Annotated in this window: 18 protein-coding genes; 10 read left to right on the top strand and 8 right to left on the bottom strand. The window is 64.4% G+C overall.

Translation table 11 applies throughout. From position 1 onward, the window contains the following. Position 1: 1 nt before the first annotated feature. From KBZ22_RS03615 to KBZ22_RS03605, 3 genes are read right to left on the bottom strand one after another with little or no spacing between them, the layout of a single operon-like run. Positions 2-319: an urease subunit beta gene (locus KBZ22_RS03615; protein ID WP_255021073.1), complete on the bottom strand. Its 318-nt coding sequence runs from the start codon at positions 317-319 to the stop codon at positions 2-4. Positions 320-330: 11 nt separating this feature from the next. Further along, entirely contained in the window at positions 331-633 is a 303-nt protein-coding gene (locus KBZ22_RS03610) for an urease subunit gamma (protein WP_106502635.1), read from the bottom strand. A gap of 37 nt (positions 634-670) precedes the next feature. Then, positions 671-1,597, bottom strand: a complete 927-nt coding sequence (locus KBZ22_RS03605) for an urease accessory protein UreD (protein ID WP_396111603.1) — start codon at positions 1,595-1,597, stop codon at positions 671-673. Between the two features lie 36 nt (positions 1,598-1,633). Here KBZ22_RS03605 and ureE point away from each other — a divergent pair, with 36 nt between their 5' ends. The 9 genes from ureE to KBZ22_RS03560 all read left to right on the top strand — a co-directional run bounded on the left by ureE (position 1,634) and on the right by KBZ22_RS03560 (position 9,205). Further along, positions 1,634-2,119 carry an urease accessory protein UreE gene (ureE, locus tag KBZ22_RS03600; RefSeq protein WP_255021072.1) on the top strand — a complete coding sequence of 162 codons (486 nt, stop codon included), beginning with the start codon at positions 1,634-1,636 and terminating at the stop codon, positions 2,117-2,119. Continuing rightward, positions 2,109-2,750, top strand: a complete 642-nt coding sequence (locus KBZ22_RS03595; protein WP_255021071.1) for an urease accessory protein UreF — start codon at positions 2,109-2,111, stop codon at positions 2,748-2,750. The genes ureE and KBZ22_RS03595 overlap by 11 nt, the downstream gene beginning before the upstream one ends. A gap of 9 nt (positions 2,751-2,759) precedes the next feature. Next, the gene (gene ureG, locus KBZ22_RS03590; protein WP_255021070.1) at positions 2,760-3,356 is read left to right on the top strand and encodes an urease accessory protein UreG; all 597 of its coding nucleotides are present in this window, start codon (positions 2,760-2,762) and stop codon (positions 3,354-3,356) included. A gap of 119 nt (positions 3,357-3,475) precedes the next feature. Then, positions 3,476-4,771 (top strand): urea ABC transporter substrate-binding protein, encoded by a 1,296-nt coding sequence (gene urtA, locus KBZ22_RS03585; protein WP_255021069.1) that lies wholly within the window; start codon positions 3,476-3,478, stop codon positions 4,769-4,771. Positions 4,772-4,870: 99 nt separating this feature from the next. Continuing rightward, complete coding sequence (locus KBZ22_RS03580) at positions 4,871-6,028, top strand: urea ABC transporter permease subunit UrtB (protein WP_255021068.1); 1,158 nt, start codon at positions 4,871-4,873, stop codon at positions 6,026-6,028. A 3-nt stretch (positions 6,029-6,031) separates the two neighbouring features. After that, on the top strand, positions 6,032-7,174 hold the full coding sequence (gene urtC / locus KBZ22_RS03575) for an urea ABC transporter permease subunit UrtC (protein WP_255017987.1): 1,143 nt from the start codon (positions 6,032-6,034) through the stop codon (positions 7,172-7,174). A gap of 20 nt (positions 7,175-7,194) precedes the next feature. After that, on the top strand, positions 7,195-7,944 hold the full coding sequence (gene urtD / locus KBZ22_RS03570) for an urea ABC transporter ATP-binding protein UrtD (RefSeq protein WP_255021179.1): 750 nt from the start codon (positions 7,195-7,197) through the stop codon (positions 7,942-7,944). Positions 7,945-7,958: 14 nt separating this feature from the next. After that, entirely contained in the window at positions 7,959-8,693 is a 735-nt protein-coding gene (urtE, locus tag KBZ22_RS03565) for an urea ABC transporter ATP-binding subunit UrtE (RefSeq protein WP_255021067.1), read from the top strand. A gap of 38 nt (positions 8,694-8,731) precedes the next feature. Next, on the top strand, positions 8,732-9,205 hold the full coding sequence (locus KBZ22_RS03560; protein ID WP_255021066.1) for a hypothetical protein: 474 nt from the start codon (positions 8,732-8,734) through the stop codon (positions 9,203-9,205). On the opposite strand, the gene KBZ22_RS03555 is transcribed toward KBZ22_RS03560, so the two are convergent. From KBZ22_RS03555 to queC, 4 genes are read right to left on the bottom strand one after another with little or no spacing between them, the layout of a single operon-like run. Beyond that, positions 9,175-10,695: an APC family permease gene (locus KBZ22_RS03555; protein ID WP_255021065.1), complete on the bottom strand. Its 1,521-nt coding sequence runs from the start codon at positions 10,693-10,695 to the stop codon at positions 9,175-9,177. The genes KBZ22_RS03560 and KBZ22_RS03555 overlap by 31 nt on opposite strands. A 7-nt stretch (positions 10,696-10,702) precedes the next feature. Then, complete coding sequence (locus tag KBZ22_RS03550; protein ID WP_255021064.1) at positions 10,703-11,569, bottom strand: aminotransferase class IV; 867 nt, start codon at positions 11,567-11,569, stop codon at positions 10,703-10,705. Beyond that, on the bottom strand, positions 11,566-12,903 hold the full coding sequence (locus KBZ22_RS03545) for an anthranilate synthase component I family protein (RefSeq protein WP_255021063.1): 1,338 nt from the start codon (positions 12,901-12,903) through the stop codon (positions 11,566-11,568). The genes KBZ22_RS03550 and KBZ22_RS03545 overlap by 4 nt, the downstream gene beginning before the upstream one ends. Beyond that, positions 12,900-13,556: a 7-cyano-7-deazaguanine synthase QueC gene (gene queC, locus KBZ22_RS03540; RefSeq protein WP_255021178.1), complete on the bottom strand. Its 657-nt coding sequence runs from the start codon at positions 13,554-13,556 to the stop codon at positions 12,900-12,902. The genes KBZ22_RS03545 and queC overlap by 4 nt, the downstream gene beginning before the upstream one ends. A 123-nt stretch (positions 13,557-13,679) precedes the next feature. Between queC and KBZ22_RS03535 the strand changes: the two genes are divergently transcribed. Continuing rightward, positions 13,680-14,198, top strand: coding sequence for an ecotin family protein (locus KBZ22_RS03535; RefSeq protein WP_254997788.1), 519 nt, complete (start codon positions 13,680-13,682; stop codon positions 14,196-14,198). Here the strand turns inward: KBZ22_RS03535 and KBZ22_RS03530 are convergent, their stop codons facing one another. Next, positions 14,199-14,855, bottom strand: coding sequence for a 7-carboxy-7-deazaguanine synthase QueE (locus tag KBZ22_RS03530; protein ID WP_255021062.1), 657 nt, complete (start codon positions 14,853-14,855; stop codon positions 14,199-14,201). It lies immediately after the preceding gene. Between the last annotated feature and the right edge of the window lie 240 nt (positions 14,856-15,095).

Genomic DNA, 15,095 nt, shown 5'->3' with positions numbered 1-15,095 from the left:
GTTAATCGAGCGGTCCGTTGACCAGGCCGTTGAAGCCGAAGACGCGGCGCTCGCCGGCGAAGGGCACCAGCTGCACTTCGCGGCTGTCGCCGGGCTCGAAGCGGATAGCCGTGCCGGCGGGAATGTCGAGCCGCAGGCCGCGGGCGGCGTCGCGGTCAAATTTGAGCGCGCTGTTGGCTTCGTGGAAATGGAAGTGGGAGCCCACTTGCACGGGACGATCGCCGCTGTTGGCCACCAGCAGCCTTGTCACGGGCCGGCCGGCGTTCAGCACGATCTCACCGGGTTCGGGCAGTAGTTCACCAGGGATCAGGGGGGGCATGGTTCGGGAGATCAGCGGATCGGGTCGTGCAGGGTCACGAGCTTGGTGCCGTCGGGAAACATCGCTTCGATCTGCACTTCGCTTACCAGCTCCGGAATGCCCTCCATCACCTGTTCTCGGCTCAGCCAGGTGCTGCCCTCGGCCATCAGGGCGGCAACGGTCTTGCCGTCCCGGGCGCCCTCGATCACCTGGAAGCTGAGCCAGGCAACGGCCTCGGGGTGATTCAGCTTGAGGCCGCGGTTGAGCCGCCGCTCCGCCAGCAGGGCGGCGGTGACGATCAGCAGCTTGTCCTTTTCTTGGGGAGTTAGATGCATGGCCCAACTTTGGCAGCTTTAGGGCGCCTTGACCCGTTCAGCCTGAACCCAAGGGCTGTTCCTGGAAGGGCCATACCCGCGGCAGTTCTGGGGCGCTGAGGCCGCGTGCGGCCCGGATCCGGGCCCATACCCTGATGAACCAAAACCGGGCCGCCTGACTGGAAGGGCCGCGGTAGCGGGCGATCAGGCCCTGGTCTAGGGCTCCGCAGGCCAGGTCGCCCTCCAGACCATGGCGGTCGCTGCGGCAGTCGGCCAGCAGCTGGGCCAGGGCAGCGGCCCCCAGGGGCTGCGGCGCTGCCCACACCAGCGATCCCAGCACCGGTTGGCCCGCCATGCCGTGTTCTGCAGCGAGGCTGGCGCCGCTGATTTCCAGGGGATCCACCAGCTCCCAGCGGCGACCTTCGGGGCCGCGGCGACAAACCTGCAGTCGTGAACGCCAGCAGCCCTGGCCCAGGGTTTCGCCGGCGGCGCTGCGGCCCAGCCGTACGACGTCCATGCCCAGCCAGCTGGCCCCAGCCGCCAGCTCCACCGTGAGGTTCTGCTCCAGCAGCCCGCCGGCAAACAGCACCAGCTCCTGGGGCAGCCATTCCAGGTCGCTGCCGGCTTCGAGGCTGAAGTGCAAACTTTGGCGGGCCCACTGGCCCTGCGGCACCAAACGGGAGCGCCCCACCGTGCCATACACCTTCTGGGCCGCCACGCTGGTGAGCAGGGCTTGGCTACCTGGGTCGAGGTGGGCCCGCACGGTGAGTTGGTCGCCCCCCACCAGGCCGCCGGCGGTGTGCAGGAGGGGCAATTCGCAGCGGCCGTCTACCTGGGGGTAGGCCCGTTGCAATTTCAGAGGGGATGTCGCCCAGCCCTGATGCACCGTGACCGGCGGCTCCCCCGGACTGCCCTGCCGGGCTGTGAACTCCAGCTCAGCGGCGCCGTGCCAGCGGCCTGCCGCAATGGTGTTGGGATGATTCACCAGGCATGCTGTTTAGAGACCATGGTGCACCCGGCGATGGCCAGCTCCGAGCCTGCTGACCGGCCTTTGGTGCTGCGTGAGCGCGGGCTGGCAGCCAGCCCGGGGGCCGTTCCTGCCTTGGTGCTTGCCCTTTCGGCGGCGGAGCGCACCCAGCTGCGGGGGTTGCGTTGCACAGCCTGCGGCAGGCAGGTGCTGCTGCAGCTGCCCCGGGGGGCAGCCCTGGAACCCGGTGAGTGGCTGGCCGCCACGGCTGCCGAACCGCTGGTGCAGGTGTGGGCGGCGGCGGAGGAGCTGATGCAGGTGCGCAGCGCCGATCCCCTGGCCCTGCTCCAGGCCGCGTATCACCTTGGCAATCGCCACGTGGCCATGGAGATCAGGGCTGGTGAATTGCGCCTGATCGCCGATTCCGTGCTGGCCCACCTATTGGAGCATCGCGGTCTGCAGGTGGATCTGCTGCAGGCTCCCTTTCAGCCCGAGTCCGGTGCCTACGGCTCCGCCCATAGCCACAGCCATGACCACTAGCCGCTTGCGCTTGTTTCAACTGATCAGCCCAGCGCTGCCGGTGGGGTCCTTCAGTTATTCGGAGGGCTTGGAGGTGCTGGTGCAGCGCGGGCTTTTGCTGGACGGGGCTGGGGTGAGGGCCTGGCTGGAGGCTGAGCTGCAGCGCGGCACCTTGGTGCTGGAGGCGGCCAGTTTGCCCGGTTTGCTGCTGGCTGAAGCAGCCGAATTGCGCGAGCGCGATAGCTGGTTGCTGGCCCTGCGGGAGGCGGCCGAGGTGCGCGCCCAGCAGCGGCAGATGGGCGCTTCGCTGCTGGGACTGCTGGCCGATCTGGGCTTCAATCCGCCTGCCTTGAACCTGGCTTGGCCGGCAGCCTTTGCCCTGGCGGGCCGCGCTCTGGAGGTTGCCGCCACCGAGCTGGTGGAGGCCTACTTGTATGGCTGGGTGGCAAACCAGCTCAGTGCGGCGTTGCGGCTGGTGCCTCTAGGACCCACCGAGGCCCAGCGCCTGCAGCTGGGTCTGGCGCCTTTGATTGCTGAGCGGGCCCTCGAACTGGCGGCTGCCGATCCCGACCAGCTCTGGAGCGGTGGTGTGGGTGCGGGTCTGGCCCAGTTGCGCCACGCCGAGCTGTACTCCAGGCTGTTTCGCAGCTGAGCGGATCGGATGAGCAAGCTGCGGGTGGGCGTAGCCGGGCCGGTGGGCTCGGGCAAAACCGCCCTGGTGGAGGCCCTCTGCCGGCGGCTGCGCGATCGCCTGCAGCTGGCGGTTGTCACCAACGACATCTACACCCAGGAGGATGCCCAGTTCCTCACCCGAGCTGGGGCCCTAGAGCCCGAGCGCATCCGCGGCGTCGAAACCGGTGGCTGCCCACACACCGCCATCCGCGAGGATTGTTCGATTAACCGGGCGGCGGTGGCCGAGCTGGAGGCGGCCTTCCCCGATCTGGATTTGGTGCTGGTGGAGAGCGGCGGCGACAACCTGGCCGCCAGCTTCAGCCCCGAGCTCGTGGACCTCTGCATTTATGTAATCGATGTGGCCGCCGGCGACAAAATCCCTCGCAAGGGCGGCCCGGGGATCACCCGCTCCGATCTGCTGGTGATCAACAAGACCGACCTGGCTCCCATGGTGGGAGCCAGCCTCGAGGTGATGGCAGCCGACACCGAACGCATGCGCCCTGGGCGCCCTTGGTGCTTCACCAACATCCGCAGCGGCGAAGGACTAGAGGCGGTGGAAAAGTTTTTGTGGGCCCAGCTGCCCTAATTAGCTTTCTTTTGCGAGAACCGTAGCAACCACTACAGGGCCAATGTGTGACAACTGGATACCTTCCACTGACCGCTAAACAGCAGCGGGACATTCAGCGGTTTCCCGTAGGAGTTTTTATGAAGTCTTCCCTGATGCGCAAAACCACCATGCGTTACGTCGCTGGTGCTACGGCGATGGCAGCCAGCCTTTCGCTGGTGGCCTGCGGCGGCGGCGGCGAAAAAGCCTCTGGCGATTTCGACGATGAAGTGAAGGTGGGGATTCTGCATTCCCGCTCCGGCACCATGGCCATCTCCGAAAACACGGTGGCTGAAGCCGAGTTGATGGCGATCGAGGAGATCAACGCCAAGGGCGGGATCACCATCGATGGCAAGAAGCTGAAGATTGTTCCCGTCGAAGAGGATGGCGCCTCTGATTGGCCCACCTTCGCCGAGAAAGCCAAAAAACTGATCGATCAGGATCAAGTGGCTGTGGTGTTTGGTGGCTGGACCTCAGCTAGCCGCAAGGCGATGCTGCCTGTGTTTGAGGCCAAGGATCACTTCCTCTTCTATCCGATCCAGTACGAAGGTCAGGAGTGTTCCAAGAACATCTTCTACAGCGGTGCTACACCCAATCAGCAGGCTGAGCCGGCTGTCTCCTGGCTGCTCAAGAACAAGGGCAAGGACTTCTTCCTAGTGGGCTCCGATTACGTGTATCCGCGCACCGCGAACACGATCATGAAGGAGCAGCTCAAGGTTGAGGGCGGCAATCTGGTGGGAGAGGACTACCTGCCGCTTGGCAACACCGAGGTGGCTCCGATCATTGCCAAGATCAAGCAGGCTCTGCCCAAGGGTGGCGTGATTGTCAACACCCTGAACGGTGACAGCAACGTCGCCTTCTTCAAGCAGATGAAGGCTGCTGGCATCACCCCTGCCAATGGCTACTCGATCATGAGCTTCTCGATTGCGGAGGAGGAGGTTGCGGCAATTGGCCCCGAATATCTGGAAGGCACCTATGCGGCCTGGAACTTCTTCCAGAGTCTCGACACCCCGGCTTCCAAGAAGTTCACTACTGATTTCAAGGCCAAGTACGGCGAGAATCGGGTCACCAACGACCCGGCTGAATCCGCCTACAACATGGTCTACCTCTGGGCCGCTGGAGCGGAGAAGGCCAATAGCGTTGACGACAACGCAGTACGCAAGGCGCTAATCGGTGTGACTTTCGATGCCCCCCAGGGCAAGATCGAGGTTCAGCCCAATCACCACACCACCGAGCTGGTGATGATTGGTGAGGTCCAAAAGGACGGCATGTTCAAGATCATCGAGAACAAGGGTGTGCTCAAGCCGATTGCCTGGAACCAGTTTGTTCCCGAAACCAAGGGTTACACCTGCGATTGGACTCAGGATCGTCCTGACGCCGGTAAGTTCAAGATGTGAGCCCTGGGCTTGCCCATTGACTTCAGATCGGGGGAGCTTGTCTCCCCCTTTTCACTACGTTTTTATTTTTCTTTCCCTTGCCGAGCCCTGTTGGGCGCCATGGATCTTCTTTACGACACACTCTTCAATGGCTTAGCCATCGGTTCGGTGCTGGTGCTGGCCGCCCTTGGCTTGGCCGTTGTCTTTGGCTTGATGGGGGTCATCAACATGGCCCACGGCGAGTTGATGATGCTCGGGGCTTACACCACCTTCGTGGTGCAGAACCTATTTAAAAATGGCCCTCTGGAGGGTCTTTTCCCCATCTACATTTTGGTGGCGATACCGCTTGCTTTTTTAGTAAGTGGTTTGGCTGGCTTGCTCCTGGAAAAAACCGTGATTCGGCGCCTATACGGCAGGCCGTTGGAAACTCTCTTGGCAACCTGGGGGGTAAGCCTGATTTTGCAGCAATTTGTGCGCTCGGTGAGCAGTGCTTTTGTTGTGGGGCTTGTGGTGGCCGTGGCTCTGGGGCTGGTAGCACCACGGCTGTGGCCCAGCTCCTGGGCTCAACGGCGCTGGACCCCATTGCTTGCAGTGGCTAGCTGGGTAATTTCTGGCCTAATTGGCATCATCTTGGCTACCGGGCTAGGTGGTGTTCGGGTGTTGGATCAGCCCTGGTTTAGCGCTCGCAACCTAGACGTCACTGCTCCGCTTTGGTTGCGGGGTTCGGTTGAACTTGGCGGGGTCAATATGCCAACGGCACGCTTGTTCATTGTCGCTCTTACGGCGATTGCCTTGGTGGCGGTTCATTGGTTTCTGCAGAAGAGCGTCTGGGGGATTCGCATCCGGGCCGTTACCCAAAACCGTTCGATGAGCGATTGTCTAGGGATTCCCACAGAAACCGTCGATGCGCTCACCTTTTTGGTGGGATCGGGCTTGGCAGGAGTGGCTGGAGTGGCTGTGACTTTGCTCGGCTCGGTGGGCCCAAACCTCGGCGGCAACTACATCGTTGACTGCTTCATGGTGGTGGTGTTGGGTGGGGTTGGCAAACTTCTCGGTACGGTTGTAGCGGCCCTGGGTATTGGAGTTCTCAGCTATGTGATTGGCTCTGGCTCCCTACTGCTGCTCTGGCCGGCCATGCCAGCAGGTCTCAATGAGCTGATCACATTTTTTGCCACCACTTCGATGGCAAAGGTGCTCGTGTTTGCTCTGATCGTCCTGTTCCTGCAGTTCAGGCCCGCTGGCCTGTTCCCGCAGAAGGGACGGCTGGTGGAGGCCTGAGCCATGGCGAAATTGCGCACCTGGTTGCCGTGGCTGCTGCTTGTGGCAGCAGCGTTGATCTTGCCGGCGATCTTGCCGCCGTTCCGGCTCAACCTCCTGGGTCGGTTTTTGTCCCTGGGAATCGCAGCCCTGGGTATAGACCTGATCTGGGGTTTTACTGGCATGCTGAGCCTGGGTCAGGGCATCTTCTTTGCCCTAGGTGGCTATGCCATTGGCATGCATTTGCAGCTTTTATCTCTGGCGCCTGGGGAGTTGCCTGAGTTTTTCGGGCTTTATGGAGTTAAGCAGCTCCCTGTTTTTTGGCAGCCATTTCAGTCTTTTGTGTTTACGGGCTTGTGTATTTGGGTGTTGCCTGCCTTGGTGGCAGGTGTGCTTGGTTATTTAGTTTTTCGCAACCGCATCAAGGGGGTCTACTTTTCGATTCTTACCCAGGCGGCTCTGCTGGTCTTTTTCAACTTTTTTAATGGCCAGCAAAAGCTGATTAATGGCACCAATGGCCTCAAAACTGATACCGCCCGGATCTTTGGGGAGCTGGTGGGCAGTGATGCCATGCAGCGCAACCTTTTCTGGCTCACTGTGGTGTTGGTGATGGCTGCGTGGTTGCTCTGCCGCTGGCTCACCCGTGGTCGCTTTGGCGATGCCTTGATCGCCATCCGCGATGACGAGCCGCGCTTGCGCTTCACCGGCTACAACCCCACGGCTTACAAAACCTTGGTGTTTGCAATTGCCGGTGCCATGGCTGGCGTGAGCGGTGCCCTCTACACCGTGCAGTCAGGCATTGTGTCGCCCCAATACATGGCCGTGCCTTTCTCTATTGAGATGGTGATCTGGGTGGCGGTGGGTGGCCGCGGCACCTTGATCGGAGCCGTGCTTGGAGCCGTTTTGATCAACTACGCCAAGAGCCTGGTGAGTGAACAACTGCCGGAAACCTGGCTGTTTATCCAGGGTGGTTTGTTCCTATTGGTGGTCACGGCGCTGCCTGATGGCTTGGTGGGTTGGTGGCGTCAGGGTGGCCCGCGCCATATCCAGGCCATGGTTGGCTGGCCAGCATTGGCGCCCACTTATCCCGGCTTGGATCTCGACCCTGCGGCGCAGGCGGAGCGCCAGGCCTTTAGGTCCGATCTGCCTCCCGGAGGTGCCCCATGAGTTCGTCTACTGCCGCCCCTTTGGTCGCCCCGTTGCTGGAGCTACGCGGTGTCAGCGTCAGCTTCGATGGTTTTTGGGCCCTCAACGATCTCAATCTCTCCCTGGCACCTGGCGAGCTGCGGGCTGTGATCGGCCCGAATGGAGCGGGTAAAACCACCTTCCTCGATGTGATCACCGGCAAGGTGCGCCCCACCAAAGGCGACGTGGTGTTTCGGGGGCGCTCGTTGCTAGGCATTGCCGAACATGGCATCGCTCGGCTGGGGATTGGTCGCAAATTTCAGACCCCGCGCGTTTATCAAAACCTCAGCCCTCGCCGCAATCTGGAGCTGGCTGTTAAGGGCAGTCACTCACCCTTCAACCTGCTGTTTGGCAGCCTCGATAGCCGTCAACGCCAGCGGGTTCAAGAGTTGCTGGCGGTGGTTGGTCTCGAGGCCCATGCCTCCCGGCGGGCCGGCAGCCTTTCCCACGGCCAGAAGCAGTGGCTTGAGATCGCCATGTTGCTGGCCCAGGACCCTTATGTGCTGCTGGTGGATGAGCCGGTGGCCGGCCTTTCCGAGGAGGAGACCGAGCGCACCGGTGCTTTGCTGCGCAGCCTTGCTGGCGACCACACCGTGCTGGTGATCGAACACGACATGGATTTCATCCGTGAGCTTGATTGCCCTGTGACCGTGCTGCATGAGGGTCACGTGCTCTGTGAGGGCACGATGGAGACGGTGCAGAGCGATCCCCGCGTGATCGAGGTTTATCTCGGTGTTGAGGACGACGTATGACTGCTTCTGCCACCATGACAAACCCACCCCAGGGCGAGGCCAGCCGCTTGCTGAGCGTGCGCGGGCTCAACGTCTATTACGGGGAGAGCCATATCCTGCGCAACGTCGATCTATCGATTGCGCCTGGTCAGATGGCTTGCCTGATCGGGCTCAATGGAGTTGGCAAAACCACCCTGCTCAAGTCGATCATCGGCCTGGTGCCCCAGCGCAGCGGTTGCATTGAGCTGGCAGGCAGTGACTGCGGCGGCCTTGCCCCCCACCGCCGCGCCCGGGCGGGCATTGGCTATGTGCCCCAAGGGCGGGAGATCATTCCCCAGCTCAGCGTGCGCGAAAACCTGCTGCTGGGTCTGGAAGCCCTGCCGGGGGGTATGGGTCGCCATCGCCATATCGATCCGCTGGTGTTTGAGTTATTCCCGGTGCTGGAGAAGTTTCTGGCTCGCCGTGGCGGCGACCTCTCCGGTGGTCAACAGCAGCAGCTGGCCATCGCCCGGGCCCTGCTTGGCAAGCCCCGTCTGCTGCTGCTCGATGAACCCACGGAGGGCATTCAGCCCTCGGTGGTGCTCGACATCCAGCGGGCCGTGAGCCGCATCATTCGAGAGACTGGCATCTCGGTGTTGCTGGTGGAGCATCACGCCAGTTTTGTGCGCCAATCCGACTGTTACTACGCCATGCAGAAGGGCGGCATCGTGGCCAGTGGTGCTACGGCCGATCTCAGCTCGGAGATGATCCAGCGCTTCTTGAGCGTTTGAGGTTAGAAATAGGCTGATTAAAGCCACCTACAAATTTGATGCGCACCTCCCTTGTGGCGGCCTTCGCGGCCGGTCTTTGCAGCACCACCCTGGTTGCCGGTTTGGCGCCGGCCCAGGCCCAAACCTGCCAGTTCCTGGCGCCAGTGGGTGGCGATGGCGTCACCAACATCGTCACCAAAACGATTGGTGCAGGCAATCCCTTTGGCCGCCCCAACTGGAACACCGATTTCTTCGTCACTCAGCCCTACGGCAGCTACAAGTTCTTCTTCACCGCCAACTCCTCGGTGAGTGCCACCTATCCGATCCAGGGCTATCTCAAGTTCACTGACGGCTCCAGCTTGCAGGTGATCAATGAGTCGTTTGCGCCCCAGATGGGCACCGGCCGCATGTGGGGCCCCTTCCCCGCCATTCCCGGCAAAACCGTGAGCCAGCTCAACTTCAAGATTGGTGCCAGCGCAGACCAGGCGGCCACTGGTTTCACCTATCGCATTTCCACCATGGGTTGCAACTGAGGTAGGCGGGAGCTGGTGGCGATCGGAAATACCACCAGGGCCCAGATAGCTAGCGCAGCCAGCTGGGCTACTAGGCCCAGCGGCACGCAGGTGATGGCCACGATGCCGCCGAGGTACAGAAACCACCAAAGTCCATGACGTAGGTGCTGGCGATCGGCCAGGGCAAACAGCCCGGCAGGCACCAGCACGATCAGGCTTGCTCCTCGCAGGGAGCTGGTGCCGCACCAGCTGATCGCCCAGGTGGCCAGCACGAAGGTGGAGCTGCACCAGACACCGGCCCAGGGCAATCGGTAGGCCCGCTGGGTATCGGGCAACTGCCGGCGCAGGGCTATCAGGCTTACCGGGCCCATGGCCAGGGCGATCACCAAGGTGGCGGTGAGGAAGCTCACCACGGTTTGCCAACTGGGGCCGCTGAGCAGCATCAACACCCCCATCGCCAGGCTCACTAATAGGGCGACTGAGGGCACCGCCTGGCGGTTGAGCCGCCCAAAGCTGCTGGGCAGCAGCCCGCAGCGCCCCATCATCCAGCTCACCCGCGCCGAGGCGCCCATGTAGGCCATGGCCGTGGCGCTCGGGGAGATCACCGCATCTAGCAGCAGCAACCGCGCCACCCAGCCCAGGCCCAGGCCCATGGCCAGGGCCACCAGGGGTCCGCCGTGGGCGGTGAGCTCAAGCCGGGCCCAGCCGCCAGCCAGCTGGTCGGGGGGGATCGATACCAGGAAGGCCAGCTGCAGGATTAGGTAGATGCCAAGGGAGATGGCCAGACCAAGGGCCATGGCCAGGGGCACGGTGCGCTGGGGACGGCGGGTTTCGCCGGCCAGATCCATGGCGGTGCGAAAGCCCAGCAGCGAAAACAAAATCCCGCCGCTGCTGATCGCCGTCACCATGCCCTGCAGGGTTTCGCCCGGGGGTAGGCGACTGGCGGCGAGATTGCCCCAGTGGCCTGAAGCCAGCATCAGCGTGACCGAGATCACCAGGGGTACGGCCAGTTTCCAGGCGGTGAGCCCGTCGATCCAGCGGGCTAGCCAGCCCACCCCTGCCAGGTTGATCCAGGCCAGCAATGCGAGTAGGGCGGTGGCCAGGGCTAGGCCTGGACCGCTGAGCACCTGGCCGCTGCCTCCATCGGCCGTCAGCCAGGAGAAGCTGCTGGCCAGGTATTGCATCACCGCCAGCACCTCGATGGTGGGCAGGGCCAGGTAGGCGATCCAGGCGCTCCAGCCGCCGATGAAGCCGGCGGTGCGGCCGTGACTGAGCAGGGGGATCTGGGCCAGGGCGCCGGAACTGCTCACCAGGGAGCCCAGTTCGGCAAATACCAGGGCCAGGCTGAAGGCCAACATTCCGCCCAGTAGCCAGGCGCAGAGGGCTGCTGGGCCGGCACTGCGGGCGGCGTAAAAGGGGGCAAACAGCCAGCCTGAGCCGATAGTGCTCGTCACCACGGCCAGGGTGAGGCTGCGCAGCCCCAGCTGGCGCGAGAGTTCGGAGTTGGTCATCGCCGGGTCATGGGCTGGCCTGCAGGAGTTGTCGCCAGAACGTCTCCGCCTCCTGGCTGCCGCCGCCAGATGGAGCGGGGTTGGCTATCGGTCGGGCGTCCAGGTGGCTGATCGGCCGGCAGCCCAGGCTGTTGATCAACCAGGCCGCCTCGCAGCTGGCCAGATCTTGCTCGTTGACCGGGGCTTCAGTGATCAGGCCTCGATCCAGACCCCGCTGCCGCATCACCCCCGGCAGGCAGCCGCTGCTCAGGGGCGGGGTGATCCAGGAGCCCCTGCGGCACAGCAGCAGGTTGGCGCTGGTGCCGCAGCAGAGGCCGCCGGCGGAGCTGGCCAGCAGGGCGTCGTCGGCGCCCGCCTCTAGGGCCTGGCGCCGGGCCTGGATCGAGGCTCCGTAGGCGAAGCTCTTGCAGCGGCTCAGCAGGCTGGTGGCGCTGCGGGTTTCGGTGGCACTAACGATCACTCGCACCGGCTCGAAACACGGTTTGATGGCACTGAGCTGCAGCCAGAAGCTGGCGCTGCAGTTGCTGGGCGGGTCGATGCCCCGTGCACCGCTGCCGCGGCTCCAGTTGAGCCGCAGGGCGCCGCTGCTGCCCAGAGCCGTGCCGATGCCGCTGCGCTCGCTCGCTGCGGCGATCAGGGGCTGCACGGTCGCGGCTCCTGGCGGTGGCGGCAGCCCCAGCAGCGTCGCCGAGCTCTGCCAGCGGCCCAGGTGTTCCTCCAGCAGCCAGGCGTGACCTGCCTCCACCAGCAGGGTTTCAAACAGGCCATCGGCCAGCAGCAGGCCCCGATCGCTGATCGGCAGGGTCAGGGTCTGGGGCGTCCCCCAGCGCCCCTGCCCCGAGCCGTCGCCCAGCCAGGCGATCGGGGCGCTCATGCCAGGGCCTCCAGCAGCGGCTGCAGTTTCCAGCCCAACTCCTCGGCTTCGGCGGCGGGGTCGGAGTCGGCCACGATGCCGCAGCCGGCGTGGGCCCGTAGGCGCTGGCCGCGCAGCAGCAGCGAGCGGATCAGGATGTTGCTGTCGAACTGGCCGTCGCTGCCAATCCTGAATAGGGAGCCGCAGTAGGGCCCCCGCGGCACCGGCTCGAGGCCATGCAGGCGCTGGCAGGCGCGGATCTTGGGGGCGCCGGTGATCGAACCGCCTGGCCAGCAGGCCCGCAGCAGGTCAATCGTGTCGAACCCCGGCTCCAGTTGGCCCCGCACCACGGAGGTGAGGTGGTGCACCTGGCGGTAGCTCTCCAGCCCTACCAGCTGGGACACCTGGATCGAGCCTGGCTTGCACACCCGGCCCAGGTCGTTGCGCAGTATGTCGACGATCATCACGTTCTCGGCCCGGTCCTTGGGGCTGGTCACCAGGTCGGCGGCGGCGTCGGAATCGGCGTCGGCATCGCCATGGCGCGGCCGGGTGCCCTTGATCGGCCTGGTTTCCACCTGGCCGCCTTCCCCCACCCGCAGGAATCGCTCCGGCGAAGCCGACAGCACCGCCTCCCCCGCCGCCGCCCCGCCGGCGATCGCCAGGCCGCCAAACGGGGCGGCGCATAGCTCGCGCAGGCGGCCGTAAAGGCCCAGGGGATCTGCGGGACTTAACAAGGTGTGCTCGCAGCAGGCGGTGAGATTGGCTTGGAAAAGATCGCCGGCGGCGATCCAGGCCAACACTTCCTCCACCTGGGCGGCAAAGCGCTCCGGTGGGGTGTGCCAGTGCCAGGAGGCTGGCGCGATCGCGATCGCGGCTTGGCTCCCTGGCTCGGTGCCTAGATCAAGCCGCTCCAACAGGGCAGCGAAGCTGCTTAGCCGCGCTGGATCTTGACCCTCCAGCCACTGCTGCTGGCTGCCATGGTCAAACACCAGCACCGGGTCGTGGCGGGCGGCCCAGAGCAGGGCCATGTCGGGCGACTGCCAATGAGTTGCCGGCTCCACCCAGGCCCCGGCTTCGTAGCTGAGCCAGCCCATCCAATGGCCGCCGCCAGCGGCTAGATCGGCCAGCAGCGCAAAGGGATCACTGGCTCCGCTCTCCCCCGGTAGGCCGCGGCAGATGCGCTGCTCCAGGGGCGCCAGGCCGAGGCGGCTGCAGGGGCCCTGAGCGCTGCCATCGCTATCGAGCCACACCAGACCTTCCCCCCCCAGCTCGGCCGCCAGGGCTTGCACCAGGGGCCAGGGATCCCGCCAGGGCAGGGGGTGATGCAGGATCTCGCGGTGGCGGGGCGGGCTCATACCCCGGCTGCCAGCAGGGCGGCATCGCGGATGCGGCAGCTGTCGCACACGCCGCAGGGCTGCTCGCCGCCCTCGTAGCAGCTCCAGGTGCGCTCGATCGGCACGCCGAGCCGCCGGGCCTCTTGCACGATCCTGGTTTTGCTCCAGGTCACCAGGGGTGCCCAGAGCTGGGCGGCGTGGCCTTCGCGGCCGGCCTTGCTGGCCAGCTCCGCCAGGGTCTGGAAGGCTTCGAGGTAGTCGGGGCGGCAGTCGGGGTAGCCGGAGTAGTCGACAGCATTCACGCCCAGCACCAGCTTCTGGGCGCCGCGGGCCTCAGCCAGGCTCAGCGCCAGGGCGATGAACACGGTGTTGCGTCCCGGCACATAGGTGTTCGGGATCACGCCCGCCTCAACCCCGGCGCTGGGCACGGCGATGGTGGTGTCGGTGAGGGCGGAGCCACCCCAGGCGGCCAGGTTGACGGCGATGGTGTGGTGTTCAGCCAGCCCCAGGAGCGGTGCCAGTTCGGCCGCGGCTTGCAGTTCGCGGCGATGGCGTTGGCCGTAATCAAGCGACAGCCCGATCACCTGATAACCGGCTTCGATTGCCAGGGCCGCGGCGGTAGCTGAATCCAGGCCTCCGGAGAGCAGGGCGATGGCGAGGGGCGGGGCATGCATGGGTGCGGCAGACACGGCTACTGGGCTGGCGATGGCGTTGAGGCGCTTGTACAGAAGTACATCTTCCCCAATGCCAGCGCCGCTTGCGGCCGCCACGATGGCCATAACAGCGCATATGTGGACATGAATTGGGCCAGGGGCATCAAGAACGCGGCGCTTGTTTTGCTGCTCGCTGCAGCGCCCGTCTCGGCGGTTCCGCGGCTGGATCTTTCCAGTTACCCCAAAGTCGCTGCCGGCGACCGGCGCTGGGTGATTCAGCTGCCGGGGGTGCTGCCCCTCAACCCCGATTCCACCATGTCGTCAAACTCCGCCGACTGGCGAGTGCAGTTGTTGGTGGGACAGATGGTGCAACTGGATTGCAATCGCCAGATGTTCGGCGGCAAGCTCCGCGCCGTGAAGCCCGCCCAGAAAGGTGGCCCGGTGATCTATAGGGTCACGGATGTGGGGCAGTTGGCCTCCACCCGTATGGCATGTCCGGCGGACCAGCCGCGGCGCCTCGGCTTTGTGCCGATGGCCGGTAAGGCGTTTGTGGTGCCATACAACGCCAGCCGCCCGATCGTGGTCGATGCCCCTCGGCCGCTGGAGCTGCGCTGGCGGCTGTGGAAGGCGGAAAGCCAGGAGCGCCCGGCGCAGCTGCAGTGATCAGCGCAATCCCAGCAACTTGTGGCTCTGCAGGCTGAGCCGCCATTGGGGGTTGCGGCGCACGTAATCGATCGCCATGGCTTGGCCGGCTGGGGAGTCCCAGCCTGGTTGCAGCAGCAGCTCGGGGCCAGGACTCCCGCCGCGCGCCTCCCGGGCTTGGACGGCCATGGCTGAGGCAAAGGCCAGATCGGCGGCCTCGTGCACCACCACCTTGAGCTCCTGGCAGGCGGCAAGCAGCTCGGTGCTGGGAGGGCGGTGGCGCTTAGGCGAAAGGGTGATCCAGGCGAAGCGGCCGCTGAGCTGATCCACGCCGCTGGTTTCCAGGTGCAGGGGCAGGCCTGAGGGCTCCAGGGCCTGGCAGAGCAAGCTCAGGTTGTGGTGCAGCGGTTCACCGCCGGTGATCACAACAAAAGCGGCACCGGCTTCGGCGGCGGCCTCGGCTTCGCCAGCCAGCTCAGCTAGGGGGCGCTGGGGGTGCAGATCGGCAGGCCAGGAGTGTTTGGTGTCGCACCAGGGGCAGGCCACCGCGCAGCCCCCCAGGCGGATGAAGAAAGCGCTGCGGCCGGCTTGCAGGCCTTCACCCTGGAGGGAGTGGAAGGTTTCCACTACTGGCAGGGCAGTTGCTGGCAGCGAATCGGCGGCCAGGGGCTGGGGCACCGGGCTGAGGGGAATGGAATTGCTAGATTGGTCTAACGCTTGGCGTCCCGTTTGGTTTGGAGTGCTTGCGTGCAGGCAAGCCCGGGCTAAAGGAGTTTTATTTGCATCTGCTTGCATCCATGACTGGACAGCACGCGGCAAATCCATCAAGTTATATTGATACTATAATTGACATTTGTTTGAGGGTTTTGCGCAATTGCGCAAATTCGTGCCAATGTTTTATTCTTTGTAAATCTCCCA

It is taken from the genome of Cyanobium sp. L1E-Cus (assembly GCF_024345755.1).
GTDB lineage: Bacteria > Cyanobacteriota > Cyanobacteriia > PCC-6307 > Cyanobiaceae > Cyanobium_A > Cyanobium_A usitatum.
The sequence above is the reverse complement of the archived record's forward strand: the minus strand, read 5'-3'. Positions and strand labels throughout refer to the sequence as shown.